The following is a 20,654-nucleotide window of genomic DNA, read 5'->3' on the forward strand; positions in this document are numbered from 1 at the left end:
CCGCTGACAGGGGGAAACGGAACTGCCTCCACCCGTGAACGGGTGGAGGCAGTTCCGTCGAAGCGTGGTGAGGCTACTTCTCGGTCCGGAGCTCGTCCTTCTCGATACCGAGTATCAGCAGCTTGCCGCTCTTGCGGTCGGCCAGGTACTCACGCATCTCCCGCTTGATGACGGGCAGCAGGAAGTAGACGCCGAGCAGGTTGATGAAAGCGCACACGAACAGGGCCGCATCGGCGAAGCTGATGACCTGGCTGAAGGTCAGCACGCAGCCGGCCACGGTGAAGAAGAGGAAGATGACCTTGTAGATGACCTCCGATGTCTTACCGCGCCCGAAGAGGTACTCCCAGGCCTTCAAGCCGTAATAGGACCAGGTGATGAGCGTCGAGTAGGCGAAGAGGATCACTGCGATCGCCAGCACCACCGGGAACCAGGGAAGGACCGTTGCGAAGGCGTCGGAGGTCAGGATCACGCCGTCGGGAGTGTCGCCGCCGCCCTGCACCTGGTCGATGCCGGACTGCAAGCTCGGTGCGCCGGCGATGATAATGGCCAGCGCGGTCATGGTGCAGATCAAGACCGTGTCGACGAGGGGCTCGTAGAGAGCCACGAAACCCTCGCTGACCGGTCGGCGCGTCTTGACGGCCGAGTGTGCAATGGCTGCCGAGCCGACGCCGGCCTCGTTCGAGAAGGATGCCCGCTGGAAGCCGACGATCAGGACACCGAGGATGCCACCGGCTATCCCCTGCGGGTTGAACGCGCCGCTGATGATCGCTCCGAAGGCAGCAGGGACCTGGCCGATGTTCACGATGATGACGAAGAGGCAGGCGAGGACATACACCCCGCCCATTGCAGGGACGAGGCGGGAGGTAGTGGCGCCGATGGACTTGATGCCGCCCAGGATGACGACGGCCACGAGGAACGCGAGGATGATGCCGAAGATGAAGGCCGCTCCGGCGCTGCCGAGGAAACCGTCTTCACCGCCCGTGACGTTCTGCACCTGCGCGAAAGTCTGGTTGGCCTGGAACATATTGCCGCCGGCGACGCCGAAGATGAGGATCGCGACGGCGAAGATGCCGGTCAGGATCTTGGCGGGGATGCGACCGAGCTTCTGGAACGCGATGGGCAGGTACTTGAACGGTCCGCCGCTGACGGAGCCGTCGGCATGCACCTCGCGGTACTTCACGCCGAGCGTGCACTCGGCGAACTTCGTGGCCATGCCGATGAGGCCGGCGCAGATCATCCAGAAGGTGGCGCCGGGACCCCCGAGGGCCATCGCTGCACCGACACCGGCGATGTTGCCGAGCCCGACAGTTCCGGAAAGCGCCGAGGTGAGTGCCTGGAAGTGGGGGACCTCGCCCGGGTCATCCTTTGAGGAGTAGCGCCCACGGACCACTTCGTACCCGACCTTCAGGCCCCGGAGCTGCGGGAACCCGAAGTAGATGGTGCAGATGATGCCGGCCAGGATCAGCCAGGCGACGACAGCCGGAAAGCTGACGTCTCCGATGGTGATCGGGAAGAACACGATGGTCGAGAAGATCTCGGTCGGTTTGGCGAACGCGTTATTGATCGCTTCGTCGATGGCGGCGAGCCACCCGACGTCCTCGGTGACAGCTCTGGGTAGTGCGGAAGAAAGATTCATCTCACTAATGAACCCTGCTTCTCCTGTGAACGCAATCACAGATCGGTCTCGGTGGGATGGCTGCGCTTCGACGGAACGCGATCGAGGCTCCTAAAGCGGTGAGCCCGCCGACCTCCCCGGCCCCGCATACTGGGAGCGTGGCAAAGACAAGGGCGCAGATCGCACGCAAGCACACGACGGGAGCGCTGCCGGAGGAACCCTCGGTGACCGGAACCCGCACGAACCAGAAGAGCAACGGCAGCCTGGTCCTGATCGCCGCCACCGTCGCATCGCTCTTCCTCTTCTGGTACCTCCATCTGCTCACCCTCGGTCAGATGACCCAGCTCTCCGGCGGCCTCACCATGCCGGACATGATGATCGGCGGCTACGACCAGAGCTACATCGAACGGCTCCGCGAAGCGATGGACGACGACGCCCGCGGCCAGCTCAGCTATGTGCACAAGACGGCAGGCACGCTGTTTCCCCTGATCTTCGCGTTCGCCTGGTTGTTGCTGATCCAGCTGGGCGCGGGACGGCGATGGCTGCGCTGGGTGCTGTGGTCTCCCGTCATCCTGTTCGTCGTGGTGGACCTGTGGGAGAACATCGCCATCGATGCCGCACTCGCACAGGCCGCTCCCGATGCCGGCAGCGTGGCGCTCGCATCGACGCTGACCGTGCTGCGCTGGCTTCTGCTGGCCGCGAGCCTCCTGGCAGGAGCTGCGTGCGTCGTCCTGCCCCGACGCCTGCGTGTATCGACGCCACGCGCGGAAACAGTCGCGAAGAACGGGTAAGCTGGGACCGCCGGATCGGTGGATCAGCCGCATCCGAGCCTCTGTAGCTCAGTAGGATAGAGCGTCCCTCTCCTAAAGGTTAGAGGGAGACTTCTGCCCGGCCCCAGCACCAGGCATACCTTGCCCCTCCGGGCCATCTCCCGAGGGGCTTTCCTCGTTCAGAGCTCCGCCCCACATCAGCCATTCGCGATCGACGCTGAAGGCTGCGGCGACCCGCTTGATCACATCGGTCTCGCCGCGTGGCGATCGACCTTTCTCGATGCCCTGGATGACACCGAACGTCACGCCGGCTCGCAAAGCGAACTCGCGCTGACTCATACCCGTGGTGTTTCGAACCAGAAGGAAGCGGTTCGCCAAGCTGTCGACGGGCTTCCAGGGCTCGGATGATGTCTCGATGCTCATGAAGTCATTGAATCACCTGACCATCCTTTTGCCAATACTTTTGTCATTCGACACGAAGTCTGTTGACAGACAGTTACGCAACCCTCTTGCAAACAAGTTTGTCAGTGACTAACTTGTACCTCATGGCTACCGCAACTCGATCGCTGATCGAAATCAAGCTCCAGGGACGTTCGCTGGAAGAGCTGGTGCGCTCCGGCCGCAGTGAGGGAAAGTCCTGGCACCGAATCACGAAAGCGATCGAAGCCGAGACGGAGATCGAGGTATCGAGCGAAACGCTCCGCCTTTGGTTCCGCCACCTGGACTCAGAGCTCGTCAGCTCGCGTTCGCAGGCGGCGTCGGCATGAGCCCGCTGATGCTATTTGTTGCCGCTGGCGAGGGTCGCCCAATTGAGGATCTCTTCATCGCTGAGCCACCGTTTGGCTGCCTCGAGGTTGAGTGCCTCCGTCGACGTCTTGGCGCTGTCCGCGATGAAGGTCATGGGCACTCCTGCGGTGATCAAGATCTGGACGCTCCCTTGGACCCCGCCGGGGAGGGTGGAATTGACGCTTATCCACTCGCTGCCACCGCCTTCCACGACTCGCTGAATGAGCAACCGAGTCAGGTCCGCAGACGAGTCATCCATGACGTAAACCTGCCCGTTGTAGTACAGCGAGGTAGACACAGCGCTTCTCCTTCGGTTGGTGCACCGTCTGGTGCGGGTGTTGGAACCCCAACTGTAGGAGCAGAAGAGGGCGGCGCGCCGGACTCCACCGCTGACGCGCCGCCCCTCCATCAGTCGTCCGTTCGGGACCACCACGTCCAGGTGACTGGCGACCCACTGGCGGCTGGTCTCTATCAAGCGCGGTGCATCACCTGCGGGGCTTCGAAGCGGGTAGGCCCGCATACCCTGATCCACTTCCTGAGCTACCACTAGACCCTCCGGCGGCGTCCCCCATCGCCGCCGGAGTTCGACGGGCTGGGAGCGTGCCTGAGACCCGCGCTCCCAGCCCTTCACCCACCATCACTTCTTCCCCTGAGGACACCCGATGTCAGCTACAGCATTGCCCGAATCAGGTCACGAGTCAGAGTCGCAGGAGATCTCCCTGCCGTTCGGCCTGTACTTCGGAGCGCTCAACTGCCCGCACTGGTCCAGCTACAACGACAACGATCCGAAGGCTCGGCGCGACGCGGCGTCGGTGCGTTCCGTCGAGAGGGACCGCCGCATGCGCGAGGTCCGCCGGCTACACGAGAAGGTCCATCAAGCGAAGCACGCTGCTGATTCACTCGTCGCACTCGACGCAACTGGCTTCACCGAGGCGGCCGCTGGCCACCTCGAGGTAGCCCTGCAGAACCTCGTCAACGAGGCGAAGCAGGTCATCGGCAACATGCGGGCGGACGCCGCTGGCTGGATTGTCAACGGGCAGGCGGCAATGGCTGAGCTCGACGACGCGGCCGACCAGGGCGCCGGCGAGGATCTGCCAGTCGCACGCCCATACCCGACCCCGGCAGAGGTCCTCCAGAGCATCAGGCACGGCAAGTGAGCGCGGTGATCCACGATGGCGCGCAGACTCGCACGGAACACGAGGCAGCCGGGACTGCAAGTCGAAGCCGAGAGCAAACTCCCCGATTGGGCTCGCGAGGACCTCGTCGTGTGCGGCAAGGGGCCACTGCACGGCCAATGGTTCACGCGCTCGCAGTGGGAGCAGCGGCGCCGCTCGCAACTCCGCATGCGGGAGCTCGGGTCGAGCCGCAGCCTCGGATCCCTCGACTACCTGGTGACGCACGAGGAAGTGCCGCATCCGGAGTACCCCAGCAAGACCGGCTTCCGAGCGGTACTCAAACCATCGGCCACCTCATGAGCCGCACTTCCCCCGAGGTGAAGCACCGCCGCCGATTCTTCGCCTGGCTCGCACTCTTCGCGCTCGCCGTCGCACTCATCGTCCTCTCCAGCGACTGGCTGACACCGTCCGCCGACGGCCGTCACATCCTCGCCGTATTCGCGGCACTCGGTCTGGTGTTCGAGTCGGAGCGGAAGCCATGACGCTCAATCCGATAGACGTCATCGAGCAGGGATTCCTCCGCGGAACGGAACGCCGACTCGGGTCGATCGCTGACGAGTCCCCCGTCTTCGAGGAGCTCATGCGCCGCGACCTCGAAGTCTCCGCGCAGGACGCAGCGATCGTCGGCGTCGTTGCCCTCGAGTCCGGGGAACGCGATCAAGCAATCGACCTGCTGACCACCGCTCTTTCCCGATTCACCCACCTAAAGCACCTCGAAAGGATCGCGCTGCTATGAGCACCGACATGCAGGACATTCCCCTGGCGAAGCTGGAACCACACCCACACAACGTGCGCCGGCAGCTGCAGGACCTCGACGACCTGTCCGCCTCGATCAAGGCGAAAGGCATCGTCCAGGCCCTCACCGTGGTGCCACACCCGACGGCGAAGACAAAGTACGTCGTCCTCGGTGGTCATCGCCGACTGGCGGCCGCGAAGCTCGCCAAGGTCAAGACCGCACCGTGCATGATCCGCGAGGACCTCGCCACCCCAGAAGCCCAAACCGAGTTCATGATCGTCGAGAACACGCAGCGCAACGACCTCTCGCCCATGGAGGAAGCCCGGGCATACCAGCAGCTACTCGAGCTGCCCGGCTATAACGCGAAGAAGATCTCGGAGAACACGGGCCGCAAGCCTCGCCTGGTGCAGGACCGCATCAAGCTCGCGAAGGTGACGGACCCGATCGCCGCAAAGCTCGACAGCGGACAGATCACGCTCGAGCAGGCTCTCGTCTTCGCTGAATTTGCGGACGACTCGAAGGCGACGAAGAAGCTACTTGATGACGTCGGCTCCTATAACTGGGACTATCGGGTGCGCTCCCTCCGCCAGGAGAAAAAGGCCGCCGCAGAGGCCGTCCGCACGAGGAAGGCGCTCGCCGCACTCGGAGTCGAACCCATGGCTCGCCCGGAAGGATGGCCTTGGCGGAGCGAGTACGCCCCCGTGCCCGCCGGTGGGCTCACCCCGGCCGAGCATGTCGCAGCTGGCCACAAGCCCTTGATTGACGGCACAGGTCATGCCGAGTGGGCCATCCTGCGCAGCGAACTGCCCGACGCCGAGGCCCCTCGCGAGCCCACCCCAGAAGAAATCGCGGAAGCGGAGGAGTACGAGCGGATCAAGGCTGGCCTCGACGTCGCCGACCACGTCCGCCGGCAACACCTCGAAGACATCTTTGCCACCCCACCCGCTGGCCTCGCCGCACGCCTCTTCTTGCCGCGCGTAGTCAGCACCTTCACCCAACTCAAGAGCGCTCGCGGCCTCATCGGACTGTCCGAGGAGGCGAAACCGGCCGACATCGAAGCAACGCTCGCCAAGCTATCGCTTGAGCAGCTCGTCGTAGTCGACGGCATGGCCGGGGTCTATAACAGCGCGGATCTCCTCAACCCCGACTACTGGGGCGAGGGCCGATACGGCAACGACTTCACAAAGGGGCAGCGCGATCGGCTGGCGAACCTCTTCGGCTACCAGTGGAGCGACATTGAGAAGGAGGCCATGGAGAGGCTGCGCCTCAAGGCAGAGGAACGGCGCGCACGGATCGAGCGTGAGAAGGCGGCAGAGGCCGCAAAGCAGGCCGAAGGCGACGAGGAGGCGGACGATGCCGACGCGGCCTGATCCAGCTGCGCTCGCCGCCCTGCCGAAGCCATCGCCAACCAGGTGCCCGGACTGCATGCGTCGAGTCCGCAAGGTCAGCGAGAAAGCGTGGGAGTGGCCCGGCACAGTCGCCATGACGACCCGCGACGGCCACTGCGCACCCTGCAAACGGGCCCGCCAGACAGCCCTAATCGAGTCCGATCGGCTCGCGCTCGCCGCCGCGCAAGAAGAGGCGCTCGCTGAAGCGGAGGAGCGCGAGCGACTGGCAGCGGAAGCAGCTCGGAAGGCACAGGAAGTGGAGTCGTTGCGCCAGGCCGAGGAAGCCGCGGCTGCACTGGTCGAGCGGAAGCGCCCGGACTGTTCCGAGCACGGCTGCACAACAGAAGCGCTCACGCGAGGCCTCTGCTCGAAGCACTATCGGGCGTTCCGCCGCAATCAGAGCGGCGATCGGCCGATGCCCGGCCCGGATGGTTTGACGCCGGCGCTGCGCCAGGCACAGCAATCACTCGAGGCCTACTGGGCCGCTCGTCGACGCCGCGGCGTCCCACCGGAAGGAATAGGGCATGAGCCCCTCGCAGAAGCTGGATGACACGGACCTCCGAGAGGACAGCATCCGGCTGATCGACGCTGAGCAGTACTCCCGCGCCCCCTACTTCGTGACATGGGACCTCCCACACCCGCGCGCAACCGTGAAACCCACGGGCGACGGGAGGTGGCGGGCGGTCCTCTGGGAGGAACCCGGCGTGATCATGAGCGACCACGTCCATGCCGGCGCTGTCACCATGCTCCTGCAGGCAGACGCCGTCGAGTGGGCCACTCGCATCGTCGGCTGGGAACGCCAGGTGCGCCGATGAACCAGCAACCCAGAAGCTACTACCAAGAAGAGGAACCGGTGACCCAGAACGAAAAGGCAGAGAAGATCGTCACTGGTCAGCTCTCGCGCTTGAGTAAGCGCGACGACTGGGCCGAGGATGACACCGCTGTCGGAGGGCAGGCAGCACACATAGTGAGGCTACTGAGCGAGGCGGGGCTGCTCCGCACCCTTCCTAAAGGGCAATCAACGGAGCGGGCGCGTCAGGCCGAGATCCGAAACGAGCGCGAGGACCGCACCGCGACGTGGGGGACCTGCTCGAACCAGGACTGCCTTACGAGCATGGTCATCTACCCGCAGGCCGACCGGCAGACCGACTTACCCGACGAGGACGAGTGGGAAAACTCGACGTTCTTCATTGAGTGCCCGGTGTGCGACTCGAACATGGACTGGGGCGGCACCGACCATCCTGCGGACATCATCCTCAACTACTGATGGGAGCTGCCGTGGCTGAGCTAATCAACCCCGAGCCAAATCGCTGCCCCTACTGCCCGTTCGTCCACCCGGTGACCACGCTCGTCACTGACCACATCACCAAGGAGCACCTATGAGCGACAACCTCACCCCGCAGGAGCAGGCACAGGCCGCCTCCGGGCTGTTCGAGCAAGCAGCGCAGCGCGAAGCCGACATCCTTCGCGACGCCGTGACCAAGGACGAGTTCCCCGGCTTCGAATCGAGGAAGGACGGCGTGCGTCGCGCCTTCCGCATGCTCGCAGCTGGAGAAGCGTTGAACGAGCGACAGACCGACTTGGTCGCAGAGACGCTCATCCCCGTCTTCCGGCACTTCGAGACGGGCATACAGGCACTGAACTCGCTGACCGAGGATGGCATCCGCCTGATTGATTGGAACGCCGTCGCCGACAGCCTGGCCGAGACCGAGGACCTACCAAACGAGTTCCCCTTCCGAGCGAAGGTCGAAATCTCTGCTCCTCCGATTGAGACCACTGACGCACGGGTGGTCGCTGAGTGGATCGCGCAAAGCCGGCGGGTCAGAAGCCTCATCCCACAGGACGAGCCCCAGCAGTATGGAGAGCACGCACTGGTCGAGCACCTGGTGTCCAACCCCGGCATATGTCTCGTCTATCTGGCAGAGGCGCTCGCGGACGTGCTTGACCGCTGGTCAACACGTATCAGGGGCCTGAGAACGTGCACCTGTACCAGCTTCTGTCCTGAAGATCGCGACGAAAACGAATGCAGCCACTGCCGGCTTCTGGACCCGTACGACCCCTGCCCTGTCATTGGTTTCGGGTGCGGTTCCGACTGCCAAGACGACGGCCATTGCACGCCGGCTCAGCAGGCTGCAGCTCAGAAGGGCCTCTGATGATCCTCGACGTGAACACCCTCGACCTGAGGAAGGCGCTGCAGTCGGTGCTGCCCCACGCGGCCGACGATGTCCCGGCGATCGCCGGCGTCAGCATCACGGCCACCGTGGACAACCTGTACCTGACAGCCACGAACCGGTACACCATCGGGCACGCGATCGCGTCGGTATGGGATGCCCGACGGCTAACCGGCAACCCGGCGGACGACACGTTCTTCATCTCGATCGAGACTGCGAAGGAGATCCTCGCGCTGTTCAAGTCGTCGGGTAAGAAGAGCGACGACGAGGTCGGCGTCGGTGAGGCCATGCGGATCACCGTCGACGACGAGAATCTGCGCTTCCTCGACGTCGCTGGCCTCTTCCCTGGCAAGCTCCTGCAGATCCCGCGCGAGGAGTCTGAGCCTTTCCCGGTGAAGTGGGCGAGCGTCTTCCTCAACAGCTTGCGGGCGAACAAGGTCCTGCCGGAGCGCCTCGCGACGTCGGGCAAGTACCTGCGCCTCTTTTCCTCGGCCGCGGCCGCCTACGGCGAGCCACTCGTCATCGAACCGACAGAGGGCAGCAGCATCCTCATCTCGTGCGGCGAGAGCTTCCTCGGCCTGCTCATGCCCGTCCGGGCCAGCGACGAGACAGAAGTCTATCGACAGATCGAAGCGTGGCGGATGGGTTGGGCTCACCGTCTGCCCGAGCTGGCGGCCGCGATGCCCCCGATGATGCGAGAGGACGTGAAGGCATGATGGCGCTAAAGCAGGCTCCCTATTACTGGTTCGAGTGCGACAAGTGCGGCGTGTCCTCGGGTGAGGACAGCGACTACTCCGCCTGGTCCGACCACGGACACGCCCACGACCAAATAGTGAATGACGACTGGTGGATCAGCGCGGACGAAACCAACCACTACTGCTGGTCCTGCGCGCCGAAATGCGATGAGTGCAAAGCGACGCTCGATAACGATGGCGGATGCGAGGACTGCGACAAACCAGCGGACCCCGGACTGATTCCGGGTCAGACTGCCATCAGCGGGGATGCCCAGTGATCGCCGCACTGTTGTACCTCGCGATGCGGGAAGCGCTCGGCATCGTCGACGACGCCCGTAATCAGACACAAGCCGACTTCGCGCTCGCCGGCCCTTCGGATACGAGTACGACGTGAGCAAGCGACGCGAAGAGTTTTACGGCTCGAAGCCTCTGTCCCACGCTGCGGCAATCTGCACCTACGACGCGAAGTTTACTGAAGGTCCGATATGCGGCAAGCCCGCCACTTGGCATGCCTGGCCTGGCACGCCCCCCGAGACCCGAGAGCCCTTCGACGTGTACGCCTGCGATGCTCACTGGCCGATCCTTGACCCGAAACGGCTCTGGGACTATCACCGACTCGGCGGTGCGTGCGGCATACCCGGCGCCCGGTGGTATGCCGGCGCCCGCCAGGGTCAAGGCCTTTGCCGCCACGACCTGGACGATGAAACGCTCACCGCTGCGCTCGCAGATCCGGAAGGCCAAGCACTTGTGCAGGCCATCCACGACCGAAAGCTGAACCGCTAACCCAATGCCATGGCTCCGCTCCGGCGACACCGCCGCCAACCACCCCATCGCGCTCGCCGCGCTGGAGCACGACGACTTCGACGACCGCCTCTTGAACGAGGTCTTCGGGTTCGTGATGCGCTGCGCACTGCAGTCGACCGCTCACCTGACCGACTATGTCGTGTCCCGAGGCACTGCCATCCAGATGGCTGGAGCCTCGAGGGTGGGCATGCTGACGGACGTGGCCACGTTCGCCGGCTATTGGGTGGAGCAGCGCGTGATGATCGACGGGGCGGAGCGCACGGTCTACAAGTTGGTTGAGGACCCTGACTTCATCCATATGCGGACGAAGGAAGAGATTGAGTGGGAGAGGCAGCGCAAGAACGACAACTCGAACCCCGCGCTGATCATCCCGGTCCGGTTCCGCGACGGCGACGCCTGCCGTTACTGCGGCATGGTTGTGAACTGGAACGCACGCAAGGGACGCCTAGCGGGCACGTACGACCATCGGAAGCCAAGGGCACGCGACACCACTGTGGACGACCTCGTCGTCGCGTGCGGCAAGTGCAACGGCATCAGGTCCGACAACCCGGACGCTGACCGCATATGCCCCCTCCTCCCAGCACCATCGAAGCCGTACTACTCCCCGAAGACCATCGAATGGTTTGCGGGTCACGAGTGGGCGCAGAGCAACGGTTACAGGCCACCACGGCCTCCGGCTCGCAGCATCCCGCCAGGACAGCCATCAGGCAACGGAACCACCGGCCAGAAGGCATCAGAGGCACCACGGACGAAGGGCAACGGACACCCCGGCTCTTCGCAGGGCAAGGGAAACACCGGCCCACAAGACGACGCAAGACCCCGAGAACAAGCCGAAGAGAAGACCCCTCCGCCGCGACCTGCTGAATATCCGCAGATTCCAGCAGATCCAGCAGGTCGGAGGTCTACAGGATCTGGAATATCCGGGTCGGGTAGGGACGGGACGGGACGGGTAGGTGAGGTTAGGTCTGGTCTCCCAGACCAGCCACCCTCCAAACCTGACCCATCCTCCGAATCTCCGAAGCGCAAACGAAACAGATCGAGACCCCGCAGGAGAGGCAACAGTTCATGACCCGCTTCCCCAGCATGACCAGCGAGGAGTACCGGCTGTGGTTGTGCAACCAGTGGACTGAGTCCCAGCTGCAGGGCAAGATCCTCCAGCTGGCCGACGAGTTGCACTGGCTGAGCTACCACACCCATGACAGTCGGCGTTCACGTAAGGGTTGGCCGGACCTGTTCATGATTCACGTCAGGCAGAAGCGGTTCCTGGTCTGGGAACTCAAGAGCGAGAAGGGCAAGACAACCATCGAGCAGCGCGCATGGATCGCAGCATTCGCCGCCATTGGCATCGAGGTGGAAGTACTCCGGCCGGCCGACTGGGCAAGCGGACATATCGAGCGGCAGCTGAGAGGACAGGCAGCATGACGAAGCCAACGAACGCAGAGCTGCAGCTGCAGAAGCGGTACCTAGTCCCCGGCCGCGGATCGATTCCGTACAGCCTGGCCATCGAGCACACCGACTACCCGCGGTACTGCATCATCGGGGACCAGCACGAGCCGGCCGAGGCCCGGTCCAACCTGTGCTTCGGATGCTGGAAGCAACTCAAGTACGACCTCGAGCTGATCCATGACCGGTGGGACAACCTCGACGACGCACTGATGACCAGCCGTCGACCATCTGACGGGGAGCGGGCAGGATCCAGCACCGAGGGCTCCGCTGCTCCAATCGACCTGCGGGTCTCCGAGGCAATGGGACTGGCTCGGCACGCGGTGTATTCGATCCTCCGCACTCTGGTGGAGGACCAGCCGTTCGAGGTATTCACTACGACCGAGGGAACCTGGGCGCTCGCGGGTCGGCTAGCTCGCAGACATGTTGGGTACATCGCAAGCCATCCAGACGAGCAAGTGACCGAGGCCGCGTACATTGCGACATGGAAGGCGGCGCGGGATATTGAGAAGGTGACGCACCCGCCCATCACCACCCAGCCGATCGAGTCGCACTGCCATCAGTTCCACGACCCGGGCGACGGTAGCCGGCGTCCGTGCCCTGGTCAGCTGGTCGGAGTTGTGATGCCGGACGGGACGACCACCATTCAATGCAGCGAGGACCCGGACCACTGGATCCCGATGGACGAGTGGCTGATGCTGCAGACGAGAAGGGACAGGCTGGCGAAGAAGTACACGAGCGCGCCGACACGCCGCCTGCGCGGTGCGTCCCAGCAGGGTGCTTGACAAGCCAGTACATTGATCCTCGATGGTGGTGTTCTGCACCCAGAGCGAAGAGCCTCGACCCTAGCGGGTCGGGGCTCTTGCCGTATCCGGGGGTGCGGGCATGCCGAAGCTCGACGAGTGGGACCCACGACGCGGCCGCAGCGGCCGGCCGTGGCAACGACTGGTCGCAAAGTACTGCGTGCCCGGTGCGATCTGCGCCTGGTGCGGGACCGAGATCGTCTTCGGTCTCCGGCCTCGGCATTCGCTTGGCCCATCGCTTGACCACATCGTTGCGCTCGAGGATGGCGGGCATCCAACAGCTGAATGGAACTTGCAACCCATGCATCTCGGGTGCAACTCGAAGAAGGAAGCCGCGCGGCGCCGGAAGCTGGCACAGCCGGTACTCCGGCCAGTGTCGAAACTCCGCGCAGCACGTAATCGCCGCTAGTCAGAGTCACCTTCGCGCGAAATCGGTCCGGGTTTTTGAGCCCGCGCCAGTGTGGGCGACCCGCGCATCTTCCATTTTTTCTCTCCCCCGCGAAACCCCGGGTAGCGCCCTACAGATGAGGGGCGATCTCGCTGGCCGCGCTCGCCGCCGGCACCCTTCGAAATCCCGATACAGATTGGAACCAGCCGCATGAGCAAGACGACCGCTGTAGCAAAGCTCACCGGGAAGGCCGCATCGATCAGCGGCACAGTTGGCCTGTCGTTCTACGCCGACTACAACGACGAGCGGAATAAGGCTTGGGCGAAGTACACGCCGGCCCTCTCAATTAGCATCACTGTGCTGGAATCCGTTGCTGAGCAGTTTGAGCAGGGCGCAAATTACCTCGTGACCTTCGAGGCGGTGGACGACGGCGAGCTTTCGGAAGAGCCGGCCTCCGTCGTCTACTCCGTCGAGGACGTGGTCAAGGAACTTCAGACCAACCCCCGCCACGCTTCATACGCCAAGAACGACCACACGGAGCAGTGGGACTCCGGCTATAAGGAAGCTCTGCGCGACGTCCTCGAAGCTCTGAACGTGGCGGTCACTCCCGACTGGAGTGACCCCGAGCAGGTCCGCGCCGAGTACGAGCGCACCGGGATCAACCGGACGAACGAACCGCCCGCAGGCAAGCCCATCGAGGAACTGACCTCGGCCGAGGCGCACGCTGCTCACTTCGCAGCGAAGCGGGAGGCCGCTCTGGTGCGGGAGGGGCGCCGACCCTAGGCCCGCAGATCGTCCATCGAGGCTCTGAGAGAAAGGCGGACCGATGACCGACCAGCCGATTCCGTTCCGTCATGGCAATGCGGGCCCGAGCGCCACGGGTTACCGGAAGGGCTGCCGGTGCGCTGGCTGCCGGAAGGCGAAGCGTGAGGACCAGGCGGCCTACCGTGCCGCGAAGAAGCTGAAGGAGTCTGGCGGCCCGGCGCCGGCCTTCGAGCCCGCAGCGCCGCTCGTCGAGCCGTCGTCGGTCGGCATCAGCTGGGATGCGCCGGCCGGACCGATCGAGCAGGCCCTCGACGGTGAGCTCGCGGCGTTGATCGGGGAGCCTCCGTTCAAGAAGACCCTGATCGTGCTGGCCAGGTACAACGCCCGCGTGCTGGATCAGATCCCCGCGGCCGAGCGCTTCGACCTCGTCTCCGGCATGGAGTCCCGCTTGTTCAACGTCTTCGACCGGCTCCGCCGCGTCGAGTCGGCGCCCGGCGCGGGCTCGTGGGACATGTCCGGCCTGCTCCAGCCTGACGCGGCGGATGAGCAGTAACCCCCGGAACCCTCCACCTCGCTTCGCCACGCCGCGCAACCCCGCCCGACAGACCCTCGGCGGCTCCGTCTGCAAGGTCATGCAGGCCGCCGGCAACACTCCGATGCCCTGGCAGCGGGACGCGCTCGCCGTGGCCTGCGAGATCGATCCGGCAACAGGAGGGTTTTGGTACGACACCGTCATCGCGATCGTGCTCCGGCGTGCGGGAAAGACCACGATCAGCCGCGCGAAGCTGACACACCGGGCTCTGACAACGGTCGACGGCCGCATGATCTACACCGCTCAGAACCGACTGAAGGCACTCAAGCGACTCCGCGACGACTTCTACCTGCCGACCCTGCGCTCGCCGCAGCTCAAGGAATCGCTCGCGAAGCCGCGTTGGCGGGGCGGCGAGGAGGCGGTCCGGTACAAGACGGGCGCGGAGCTGGCGATCGACGCTGTGTCCGACAACTCCGGGCACGGCGATATGAACCACGAGGGCCACATCGACGAGGCGTACGCGCACTCCGACAACACCCTCGAGGGCGGCATCCAACCGACCTTGCTCACCGTCGTTGGCTCGCAGCTGTGGATCCTTTCCGCGGCCGGCAACACCCGGTCAACTTACCTAGCTGAGAAGAGGGATATCGGCCGCGCACTGATCGAGTCCGGGCGCCAGTCGAGGACCTGCTACATCGAGTACTCGGCACCGGAGGACGCCGACCCGAACGACCCCGAGACTTTGGCCAACACGCACCCTGCAGGTGGCCACACGATCGACGTCGAACGAGTCATGGGGCTGCGTGAGAACTCGACCGATCTCGCCGAGTGGGAGCGCGCCTGGTACGGCTGGTGGCCACAGGCGAAGGCTCCGCCGAGGATCATTCCGACGTCACTGTGGGAGGACGGCTACATCACCTCCGACGAGTCCGCATGGGAGGGTACGCCGCGTTGGGCGCTCGACATCTCCCCCGACAGGGAGTGGACGAGTATCGGAATGGCCGCCAGGTCGACGGATCCGGAGGCGAAGGCCTACATCGAGCTGTACGAGCATCGCGTTGGAACAGCCGGTGCAGTCGACGAGCTGGCCGCCCTCGCGAGTCAGTTCGGCGGGTGGAAGGTCGCGATCGACGCCGGTGGCGGCGCCCGGTCGCTGGTGCCTGACCTCGAGGCGGCCGGCTTCGAAGTCGTGAAAGTCCCGGGCCCGGAAAGGATCGCGGCGTGTGGCGGCTTCTACGACGACGCCCTGGCGAACGATCTGCGGTACCTGAACGACCCGGAACTCAACGCGGCGATGGTCGCAGCGCAGAAGCACTACATCGGCGGCAAGGCGTTCATCTTCGCGCGCGGCCGGACACAGCAGGACATCAGCTCTCTCTACGCGGTGACCTTCGCCCGCTGGCTCCTCATCGAGACAGCGGAGGACGACGGCGATCCACTCGACTCAATCCTCTAGGAGGCGAACCATGAAGCAGGCCATCACGACGGTCCTCGACCTGTGCGGCATCGCGCTGTTGGTCGCAGGCATCGCCCTCATCTACATCCCGGCGGCGTTCCTCGCCGCCGGGATGGGCCTGCTGGCCATCTCTTGGAGGGCGAGTAAGTGAGCCTTCTGTTTGGCCCCTCAGAGAGCCGCGCAGCGCCTGACCCAACTCTGGGACTGCCCGGAGGATTCGACGTCGGCAGTCTCAGCTCCACCTCGATGAAGCGATCGCTCCGCACGGTGGCCGTCTTCTCCGCGGTGAGCCTGATCGCGGAAGCACTCGCAACCACTCCGGCCGGCGTCTACAAGCGCAACCCCGACGGCACACGTACCAGCGTCGGGCCGTCGATCCTGGCGGACAACCCGAACCCGAACCCCTCCGGGACGCGGGTCGAGTGGATCCACCAGTACGTCGCGTCGATGAAGCTTCGCGGGAATGCCTACGGTGTGATCGTGGCCGTCGACCGGCTCGGCGTTCCCTCGAAGATCAAGTGGCTGAACCCCGAGTCGATCCGCGTCGACGAGTCCGGCCCGCTGCCGGTGTACCTGCACAACCGCGAGAAGCTCGACCCGGCGACGGTAGTCCACGTCGCCGACTTCGTGCTGCCTGGTTCTGTCGTCGGCCTCGGCCCGGTCGAGCTGTTCCGGAAGAACTTCGAGATGGCAGAGGAAGCACAGGCCTTCGGCGCCGCTGCCTACAAGCAGTCGGGTATCCCGTCAGGACATCTCCGCTACCTCGAAAGAGCGCTCGATGCCCTGCAGTCCTCGGTCGCCAAGCAACGCTTCAAAGCGGCCGTTGCCAACAACGACGTCTTCGTCTCGGGAAAGGACTGGGAGTACAAGGAGATTGGGCTCAAGCCTTCCGACTCCCTGTTCCTCGACTCGATCAAGGCCTCGGCCAACCAAATCGCTGCAATCTTCAAGGTCCCGCCCGAGGAGATCGGCGGCGAGGCGGCGAATGGCAGCCTGACCTACTCGACGCTCGAGCTGAACCAAATCAAATTCAACATGCGGTCCGTCCAGCCGACGGCAATTCGGCTCGAGCACCACCTGACCAGGCTGCTGCCCGAATCGCAGTACTTCAAGTTCAACCTCAACGCGACCGTGCGCAGCGACCTGAAGTCGCGCCTGGACGCATATGCAGTTGGGCTGAAGAACGGCATCTACACGCTCGCGCAGGTCCGCCAGTTCGAGGACTCTGCGATGCTCACGGACACCGAGATCGAGCAGTGGCAGAAGTGGTACAGCGGAGCACTCTCCGCGCCTGAAAACAATCAACAGGGAGGTGCACCCGGTGCGCGATCTTGAGCTTCGCAATATCTCGATGCCCGTCGAGTTCCGAGCCGTCGACGGCGCGCTCGGAGTGCTCAGCGGGTACGCTGCCGTCTTCAACAAGCTGTCCCAGAACCTCGGCGGCTTCGTCGAACGGGTCGACCCGGGCGCCTTCACGAAGTCACTCGCCGACAACGTGCCCGTCCTCGGCCGGTACAACCACGATGACAACGGCCTGCTCGGAACCACCGAGGGCGAAACGCTGCGCCTCAGCGTCGACGGCACCGGCCTGCTGTACGAGGTGGATCTGCCGAACACGACGACCGGCAGGGATGTCAGCGAGCTCGCAAAGCGCGGCGACCTCCGATACTCGTCCTTCGCCTTCCGCACCGTCTCCGACGAATGGGACTTCACAGAGCAGGGATTCCCGCTGCGAACCCTGACGGCCGTCCAGCTGGTCGACGTCGCACCCGTGAACAACCCGGCGTACCGGGACACCACGACCGGCCTGCGCTCGCTGGCCGAACGGCTGCACATGGACCTCGCAGAGGTTCGCCAGGCCAAACCCGAGGAACTGCGCGAGCGGCTCCTCAACCCAGACTCCGCTCCTCACGAGGAGCGGCAGGGCGAGCAGCCCGGGCAGGACGACATCCACCCGGACCTGAGCGCCTTCCGCCACCGGCTCGACCTAGCGAGCCGCGGCTGATCCATCCTGTGGGCAGGACGAAATCCACCCGCACTCCCCCGCAACACAACTTCCACCCCGGCGCCACCGCGGCCCGGGGTTTGTCATTTCCGGAAAGGGGAATGCAATGAGCCTTACGCTCGCCAAGCAGCTGCTCGAGCAGCGCAGAGCCGCCCACGAGAAGGGCAAGGTCATCCTCGACCGCGCCGAAGCCGAGAAGCGCGATCTCTCGGCTGAGGAGCGCGTCGAGTTCGACCAGATCACTCAGGAGATGGACTCCCTCCGCGCCCAGTCGGACCGCCTCGTCGCGTTCGACAACGAGCGGAAGGACATCGAGGAGTCCTTCCGCAGCATCCCCGGCTCCGGGGACGAGCACCGCGGCGGGAACGCCGACGCCGACGAGCAGATCCGTTCGCTCATCGCCGGCGGCCGCAACGCCGCGATCGATTACGTTCCTACCACGGAGGAGCGCAAGGAAGTCCGCGCGATGGTTAAGGGAACGCAGGCTGCTGGCGGCGCACTGGTCCCGACCACGTTCTACGGCCAGCTGATGGAGCACGCGATCGAGACGTCGGCGATCCTTTCGGCTGGCGCGACGATCCTCTACACCTCCACCGGTGAAGAGATCCAGGTGCCCGTCACGATCAACGCGCCGACCGGTGCTCAGGTGGGCGAGGGTCAGCCGATCCCGGTCTCCGATCCCGTCCTCGGGAAGCGCAGCCTCGGCGCCTACAAGTACGGCGACCTCAACCAGGTCAGCCGCGAGCTGGCCGACGACGCCGCGTTCGACATCGAGGGCTTCATCGCCCGCCAGGCCGGCCGTGCGGTCGGCAATGCCCTGGGCGCGAAGCTCGTCTCGGGTACCGGCGTGAACGAGCCCTCGGGCCTGATCACGACCAGCCTGCTCGGTGTCACCGGTGCGGGAGCGGTGCCGACGTTCGACGAGCTGATCCAGCTCTTCTACTCGGTCATCGGTCCGTACCGCAACAGCCCTTCGGCCGCTTGGCTGATCAAGGACTCCACCGCCGCGCAGCTGCGCGTCATCAAGGACGGCAACGGCCAGTACATCTGGCAGCCGTCCGTGGTCCTCGGCCAGCCCGACGCGCTGCTGGGCAAGCCGATCTACACCGACCCAACGGTGCCGGGTTCCGGCGCCGGCGCCCGGTCGGTCGCCTTCGGTGACCTGTCCGCGTACTTCGTACGGATCGTCAACGGTGTCCGCTTCGAGCGGTCCGACGAGTTCGCATTCGACCGCGACCTCATCACCTACCGGACGCTCATCCGAGGCGACGGCATCCTGGTCGACCAGACCGGCGCGGTCAAGCACTTCGCCGGCGCCGGCGCGTAACCAGCAGCTCCACTCCTGACGGGCAGGCGGACACCGTTCCCCTGCCCGTCAGCGACCACGCACCAAGCAACAGCCCTACCTGAGGAGCATGATCATGGCTGAGAAGAAGAAGGAAGTCCGGATGATCGGCAGGATCTCCGGCACGCGCGACGGCAAGGACTGGCCCGCGCCCGGCGAGAAGATCACCCTGCCCGAGACGGAGGCCCTGCAGCTGATTGCCTCCGGCCTCGCCGCCGATCCCACAGTCGAGGAGAAGGCGCTCGCCGCCAAGGCCGGCGTCGAGACCGCCACGACCTCGGGCAACCGGCCCCTGGTCACCGAGACGGCAGCCGACGCGAAGGCCCGCGCCGACGCTCTCGCGGCCGAACAGGCAGCCAGTGACCTGGCGGCCGCGGAAGCAGCTGCGAAGCTCACAGCGGACGCAGCGAAGTCCTCGGCCGGCAAGGCACCCAACGCGACGAAGAACGCCGATAAGGCCGACGCGAAGTAATGGGCTCCGTGGACCTCGGCGGAACCGCCAAGGTCAGCCTGAAGGGCACCGTGGCGGCGGGCGCGAACATCGCGCTCGCCGTCACGCAGCCTGACGGTCTGACCCTCAACCCGGCACCAATCGTCGATCAGGAGGGGAAGACAGCCACACTGGTCCCGACTATGCCCGGCCGGCACCTGCTCCGATGGCTGGCGACGGGCACGGAGACTGACGTCTTCACCGACGTCCTCGACGTGTGGCCCGCCGACCCGCGGTTCATCATCTCGCTCGAGGAGGCAGAGAACGGGCTGCGGTGGAGGAACCCCTCGGCCGCGGACCGCGAGGACCTCCGGCTGTACATCGCCGCGGCGACGGAAGTAATCGAGGACATCGTCGGACCGATGGTCGCCTCGACCTACATACACCACGCGGCCGGCGGCGGCTCCGTCGTCCTCCCACATATCCCGAGCCAGGTAATCGCCGTGACGATCGACGGGCTGCCCGTGGTCGAGTACTACGCGGACTTCCAGTCGGGCATCGTCTACGCGGGCACTCGCTACCACCCTGCGTCATTCGTCGCCGGCGACGTCGCGGTGACGTACTCGTTCGGTTCCCCAATCATCCCGCCCAACGTGCGCCTGGCAGCCCGCGAACTGGTCCGGCACTGGTGGCAGATCGGCATGCAGGGACAGGGCGCAGTCCGCGGGCAGGAACCCACGGCCGACGCCTTCACGCCGTCAGGCTTCGCGGTCCCTCGACGGGTCGTCGAACTGTGCAGCCCGCACCAGCAGATCGGAGGCTTCGCATGAGCAGTCCTGTCTCCGCCGTCTGGGCATTCAAGAAGGCGCTCGTCGCCGCAACCCGCGAACTGATGGCAGCGGACGAGGACACCATCAGGGTCCTCGTCACCGCCGGCACGCCGGGCACCTACGCGCCCGACGACATCATTGCCTTCGGTCGGGCCAGCTCCCGGCAGGACCGGGCGAACCTCGGCCCGCAGCGGCAGCGCGAGGAAGTCCTGTCCTGCTCCGCGACCTTCTCCTGCCTGGTTGGCGGCGGCGAGGAAGCGGAGGAGGAATCGCAGGAACGTGCCCTGCAGCTGCTCGGCCTCATCGAGCGCCACGTCCGCCTGACCGACACCACGCTCGGCGGCGTCGTCCGGCACTGCTTCCTCACCGAGATCGAGACGGAGGGCGAGACGCCTCCGGAGTACACAAGCCAGGGCCGCGCGGTCGACGTCGTGGCAACCTTCGAAGCCCGCAACCGGGTCAAGGGATAGGAACCGCT

30 protein-coding genes are annotated in these 20,654 nt (G+C 65.1%); 27 read left to right on the top strand and 3 right to left on the bottom strand.

What is annotated here, in order from left to right:
- Positions 1–73: 73 nt before the first annotated feature.
- Positions 74–1,636 (bottom strand): sodium:alanine symporter family protein, encoded by a 1,563-nt coding sequence (locus tag CXQ96_RS05060; RefSeq protein ID WP_181036359.1) that lies wholly within the window; start codon positions 1,634–1,636, stop codon positions 74–76.
- Between the two features lie 137 nt (positions 1,637–1,773).
- On the opposite strand from CXQ96_RS05060, the gene CXQ96_RS05065 reads away from it, so the two are divergent.
- Positions 1,774–2,406, top strand: a complete 633-nt coding sequence (locus tag CXQ96_RS05065) for a hypothetical protein (protein ID WP_104116942.1) — start codon at positions 1,774–1,776, stop codon at positions 2,404–2,406.
- A 72-nt stretch (positions 2,407–2,478) separates the two neighbouring features.
- On the opposite strand, the gene CXQ96_RS05070 is transcribed toward CXQ96_RS05065, so the two are convergent.
- The gene (locus CXQ96_RS05070) at positions 2,479–2,808 is read right to left on the bottom strand and encodes a helix-turn-helix domain-containing protein (RefSeq protein ID WP_104116943.1); all 330 of its coding nucleotides are present in this window, start codon (positions 2,806–2,808) and stop codon (positions 2,479–2,481) included.
- A gap of 122 nt (positions 2,809–2,930) precedes the next feature.
- Between CXQ96_RS05070 and CXQ96_RS05075 the strand changes: the two genes are divergently transcribed.
- Positions 2,931–3,152, top strand: coding sequence for a hypothetical protein (locus tag CXQ96_RS05075; protein ID WP_104116944.1), 222 nt, complete (start codon positions 2,931–2,933; stop codon positions 3,150–3,152).
- 11 nt (positions 3,153–3,163) lie between these two features.
- Here the strand turns inward: CXQ96_RS05075 and CXQ96_RS05080 are convergent, their stop codons facing one another.
- Entirely contained in the window at positions 3,164–3,469 is a 306-nt protein-coding gene (locus CXQ96_RS05080) for a hypothetical protein (RefSeq protein WP_104116945.1), read from the bottom strand.
- Positions 3,470–3,833: 364 nt separating this feature from the next.
- Between CXQ96_RS05080 and CXQ96_RS05085 the strand changes: the two genes are divergently transcribed.
- The 25 genes from CXQ96_RS05085 to CXQ96_RS05190 all read left to right on the top strand — a co-directional run bounded on the left by CXQ96_RS05085 (position 3,834) and on the right by CXQ96_RS05190 (position 20,646).
- Positions 3,834–4,328, top strand: coding sequence for a hypothetical protein (locus tag CXQ96_RS05085; protein WP_104116946.1), 495 nt, complete (start codon positions 3,834–3,836; stop codon positions 4,326–4,328).
- 15 nt (positions 4,329–4,343) lie between these two features.
- The gene (locus CXQ96_RS05090; protein ID WP_104116947.1) at positions 4,344–4,646 is read left to right on the top strand and encodes a hypothetical protein; all 303 of its coding nucleotides are present in this window, start codon (positions 4,344–4,346) and stop codon (positions 4,644–4,646) included.
- On the top strand, positions 4,643–4,828 hold the full coding sequence (locus CXQ96_RS18020) for a hypothetical protein (protein ID WP_146070811.1): 186 nt from the start codon (positions 4,643–4,645) through the stop codon (positions 4,826–4,828). Before CXQ96_RS05090 ends, CXQ96_RS18020 begins: the two co-directional genes overlap by 4 nt.
- Entirely contained in the window at positions 4,825–5,082 is a 258-nt protein-coding gene (locus tag CXQ96_RS05095) for a hypothetical protein (protein ID WP_104116948.1), read from the top strand. The genes CXQ96_RS18020 and CXQ96_RS05095 overlap by 4 nt, the downstream gene beginning before the upstream one ends.
- The gene (locus CXQ96_RS05100; protein ID WP_104116949.1) at positions 5,079–6,452 is read left to right on the top strand and encodes a ParB/RepB/Spo0J family partition protein; all 1,374 of its coding nucleotides are present in this window, start codon (positions 5,079–5,081) and stop codon (positions 6,450–6,452) included. Before CXQ96_RS05095 ends, CXQ96_RS05100 begins: the two co-directional genes overlap by 4 nt.
- 112 nt (positions 6,453–6,564) lie before the next feature.
- The gene (locus tag CXQ96_RS18025; protein WP_146070812.1) at positions 6,565–7,020 is read left to right on the top strand and encodes a hypothetical protein; all 456 of its coding nucleotides are present in this window, start codon (positions 6,565–6,567) and stop codon (positions 7,018–7,020) included.
- Positions 6,995–7,285 (top strand): hypothetical protein, encoded by a 291-nt coding sequence (locus CXQ96_RS05110; protein ID WP_104116951.1) that lies wholly within the window; start codon positions 6,995–6,997, stop codon positions 7,283–7,285. The genes CXQ96_RS18025 and CXQ96_RS05110 overlap by 26 nt, the downstream gene beginning before the upstream one ends.
- Positions 7,282–7,737, top strand: coding sequence for a hypothetical protein (locus CXQ96_RS05115; protein WP_146070813.1), 456 nt, complete (start codon positions 7,282–7,284; stop codon positions 7,735–7,737). Before CXQ96_RS05110 ends, CXQ96_RS05115 begins: the two co-directional genes overlap by 4 nt.
- 112 nt (positions 7,738–7,849) lie before the next feature.
- Positions 7,850–8,623, top strand: coding sequence for a hypothetical protein (locus tag CXQ96_RS05120; RefSeq protein ID WP_104116953.1), 774 nt, complete (start codon positions 7,850–7,852; stop codon positions 8,621–8,623).
- Positions 8,623–9,357 carry a hypothetical protein gene (locus tag CXQ96_RS05125; protein ID WP_104116954.1) on the top strand — a complete coding sequence of 245 codons (735 nt, stop codon included), beginning with the start codon at positions 8,623–8,625 and terminating at the stop codon, positions 9,355–9,357. Before CXQ96_RS05120 ends, CXQ96_RS05125 begins: the two co-directional genes overlap by 1 nt.
- Positions 9,354–9,653: a hypothetical protein gene (locus tag CXQ96_RS05130; RefSeq protein WP_104116955.1), complete on the top strand. Its 300-nt coding sequence runs from the start codon at positions 9,354–9,356 to the stop codon at positions 9,651–9,653. Before CXQ96_RS05125 ends, CXQ96_RS05130 begins: the two co-directional genes overlap by 4 nt.
- A gap of 112 nt (positions 9,654–9,765) precedes the next feature.
- Entirely contained in the window at positions 9,766–10,158 is a 393-nt protein-coding gene (locus tag CXQ96_RS05135; RefSeq protein WP_104116956.1) for a hypothetical protein, read from the top strand.
- Positions 10,159–10,162: 4 nt separating this feature from the next.
- Positions 10,163–11,248: an HNH endonuclease gene (locus tag CXQ96_RS18030; RefSeq protein ID WP_146070814.1), complete on the top strand. Its 1,086-nt coding sequence runs from the start codon at positions 10,163–10,165 to the stop codon at positions 11,246–11,248.
- Positions 11,245–11,601, top strand: a complete 357-nt coding sequence (locus CXQ96_RS05140; RefSeq protein ID WP_104116957.1) for a VRR-NUC domain-containing protein — start codon at positions 11,245–11,247, stop codon at positions 11,599–11,601. Before CXQ96_RS18030 ends, CXQ96_RS05140 begins: the two co-directional genes overlap by 4 nt.
- On the top strand, positions 11,598–12,407 hold the full coding sequence (locus CXQ96_RS05145) for a hypothetical protein (protein WP_104116958.1): 810 nt from the start codon (positions 11,598–11,600) through the stop codon (positions 12,405–12,407). The genes CXQ96_RS05140 and CXQ96_RS05145 overlap by 4 nt, the downstream gene beginning before the upstream one ends.
- Before the next feature lie 616 nt (positions 12,408–13,023).
- Complete coding sequence (locus CXQ96_RS05150; RefSeq protein WP_104116959.1) at positions 13,024–13,596, top strand: hypothetical protein; 573 nt, start codon at positions 13,024–13,026, stop codon at positions 13,594–13,596.
- Positions 13,597–13,639: 43 nt separating this feature from the next.
- Positions 13,640–14,131 (top strand): hypothetical protein, encoded by a 492-nt coding sequence (locus CXQ96_RS05155; RefSeq protein WP_104116960.1) that lies wholly within the window; start codon positions 13,640–13,642, stop codon positions 14,129–14,131.
- On the top strand, positions 14,121–15,566 hold the full coding sequence (locus CXQ96_RS05160; protein ID WP_146070816.1) for a hypothetical protein: 1,446 nt from the start codon (positions 14,121–14,123) through the stop codon (positions 15,564–15,566). Before CXQ96_RS05155 ends, CXQ96_RS05160 begins: the two co-directional genes overlap by 11 nt.
- A 10-nt stretch (positions 15,567–15,576) precedes the next feature.
- On the top strand, positions 15,577–15,717 hold the full coding sequence (locus CXQ96_RS18335; RefSeq protein WP_181036360.1) for a hypothetical protein: 141 nt from the start codon (positions 15,577–15,579) through the stop codon (positions 15,715–15,717).
- Complete coding sequence (locus tag CXQ96_RS05165) at positions 15,714–16,901, top strand: phage portal protein (protein ID WP_146070817.1); 1,188 nt, start codon at positions 15,714–15,716, stop codon at positions 16,899–16,901. Before CXQ96_RS18335 ends, CXQ96_RS05165 begins: the two co-directional genes overlap by 4 nt.
- Positions 16,888–17,571 (top strand): HK97 family phage prohead protease, encoded by a 684-nt coding sequence (locus tag CXQ96_RS05170; protein WP_104116963.1) that lies wholly within the window; start codon positions 16,888–16,890, stop codon positions 17,569–17,571. Before CXQ96_RS05165 ends, CXQ96_RS05170 begins: the two co-directional genes overlap by 14 nt.
- Before the next feature lie 106 nt (positions 17,572–17,677).
- Positions 17,678–18,898 (top strand): phage major capsid protein, encoded by a 1,221-nt coding sequence (locus tag CXQ96_RS05175; RefSeq protein ID WP_104116964.1) that lies wholly within the window; start codon positions 17,678–17,680, stop codon positions 18,896–18,898.
- Positions 18,899–18,992: 94 nt separating this feature from the next.
- Positions 18,993–19,388, top strand: coding sequence for a hypothetical protein (locus tag CXQ96_RS05180; RefSeq protein WP_146070818.1), 396 nt, complete (start codon positions 18,993–18,995; stop codon positions 19,386–19,388).
- Positions 19,388–20,176, top strand: coding sequence for a hypothetical protein (locus tag CXQ96_RS18340; protein WP_181036361.1), 789 nt, complete (start codon positions 19,388–19,390; stop codon positions 20,174–20,176). Before CXQ96_RS05180 ends, CXQ96_RS18340 begins: the two co-directional genes overlap by 1 nt.
- On the top strand, positions 20,173–20,646 hold the full coding sequence (locus CXQ96_RS05190) for a hypothetical protein (protein ID WP_104116966.1): 474 nt from the start codon (positions 20,173–20,175) through the stop codon (positions 20,644–20,646). The genes CXQ96_RS18340 and CXQ96_RS05190 overlap by 4 nt, the downstream gene beginning before the upstream one ends.
- Positions 20,647–20,654 lie beyond the last annotated feature (8 nt).

The organism is Arthrobacter sp. B1805 (assembly GCF_002929745.1).
Classification (GTDB): Bacteria; Actinomycetota; Actinomycetes; order Actinomycetales; family Micrococcaceae; genus Arthrobacter_D.

Coding starts and splice junctions, on each gene's coding strand:
- CXQ96_RS05060 (WP_181036359.1), bottom strand. CDS start 1,636: ATGAATCTTTCTTCCGCACTACCCAGAGCTGTCACCGAGGACGTCGGG.
- CXQ96_RS05070 (WP_104116943.1), bottom strand. CDS start 2,808: ATGAGCATCGAGACATCATCCGAGCCCTGGAAGCCCGTCGACAGCTTG.
- CXQ96_RS05075 (WP_104116944.1), top strand. CDS start 2,931: ATGGCTACCGCAACTCGATCGCTGATCGAAATCAAGCTCCAGGGACGT.
- CXQ96_RS05085 (WP_104116946.1), top strand. CDS start 3,834: ATGTCAGCTACAGCATTGCCCGAATCAGGTCACGAGTCAGAGTCGCAG.
- CXQ96_RS05090 (WP_104116947.1), top strand. CDS start 4,344: ATGGCGCGCAGACTCGCACGGAACACGAGGCAGCCGGGACTGCAAGTC.
- CXQ96_RS18020 (WP_146070811.1), top strand. CDS start 4,643: ATGAGCCGCACTTCCCCCGAGGTGAAGCACCGCCGCCGATTCTTCGCC.
- CXQ96_RS05095 (WP_104116948.1), top strand. CDS start 4,825: ATGACGCTCAATCCGATAGACGTCATCGAGCAGGGATTCCTCCGCGGA.
- CXQ96_RS05100 (WP_104116949.1), top strand. CDS start 5,079: ATGAGCACCGACATGCAGGACATTCCCCTGGCGAAGCTGGAACCACAC.
- CXQ96_RS18025 (WP_146070812.1), top strand. CDS start 6,565: ATGACGACCCGCGACGGCCACTGCGCACCCTGCAAACGGGCCCGCCAG.
- CXQ96_RS05110 (WP_104116951.1), top strand. CDS start 6,995: ATGAGCCCCTCGCAGAAGCTGGATGACACGGACCTCCGAGAGGACAGC.
- CXQ96_RS05115 (WP_146070813.1), top strand. CDS start 7,282: ATGAACCAGCAACCCAGAAGCTACTACCAAGAAGAGGAACCGGTGACC.
- CXQ96_RS05120 (WP_104116953.1), top strand. CDS start 7,850: ATGAGCGACAACCTCACCCCGCAGGAGCAGGCACAGGCCGCCTCCGGG.
- CXQ96_RS05125 (WP_104116954.1), top strand. CDS start 8,623: ATGATCCTCGACGTGAACACCCTCGACCTGAGGAAGGCGCTGCAGTCG.
- CXQ96_RS05130 (WP_104116955.1), top strand. CDS start 9,354: ATGATGGCGCTAAAGCAGGCTCCCTATTACTGGTTCGAGTGCGACAAG.
- CXQ96_RS18030 (WP_146070814.1), top strand. CDS start 10,163: ATGCCATGGCTCCGCTCCGGCGACACCGCCGCCAACCACCCCATCGCG.
- CXQ96_RS05140 (WP_104116957.1), top strand. CDS start 11,245: ATGACCCGCTTCCCCAGCATGACCAGCGAGGAGTACCGGCTGTGGTTG.
- CXQ96_RS05145 (WP_104116958.1), top strand. CDS start 11,598: ATGACGAAGCCAACGAACGCAGAGCTGCAGCTGCAGAAGCGGTACCTA.
- CXQ96_RS05150 (WP_104116959.1), top strand. CDS start 13,024: ATGAGCAAGACGACCGCTGTAGCAAAGCTCACCGGGAAGGCCGCATCG.
- CXQ96_RS05155 (WP_104116960.1), top strand. CDS start 13,640: ATGACCGACCAGCCGATTCCGTTCCGTCATGGCAATGCGGGCCCGAGC.
- CXQ96_RS05160 (WP_146070816.1), top strand. CDS start 14,121: ATGAGCAGTAACCCCCGGAACCCTCCACCTCGCTTCGCCACGCCGCGC.
- CXQ96_RS18335 (WP_181036360.1), top strand. CDS start 15,577: ATGAAGCAGGCCATCACGACGGTCCTCGACCTGTGCGGCATCGCGCTG.
- CXQ96_RS05175 (WP_104116964.1), top strand. CDS start 17,678: ATGAGCCTTACGCTCGCCAAGCAGCTGCTCGAGCAGCGCAGAGCCGCC.
- CXQ96_RS05180 (WP_146070818.1), top strand. CDS start 18,993: ATGGCTGAGAAGAAGAAGGAAGTCCGGATGATCGGCAGGATCTCCGGC.
- CXQ96_RS18340 (WP_181036361.1), top strand. CDS start 19,388: ATGGGCTCCGTGGACCTCGGCGGAACCGCCAAGGTCAGCCTGAAGGGC.
- CXQ96_RS05190 (WP_104116966.1), top strand. CDS start 20,173: ATGAGCAGTCCTGTCTCCGCCGTCTGGGCATTCAAGAAGGCGCTCGTC.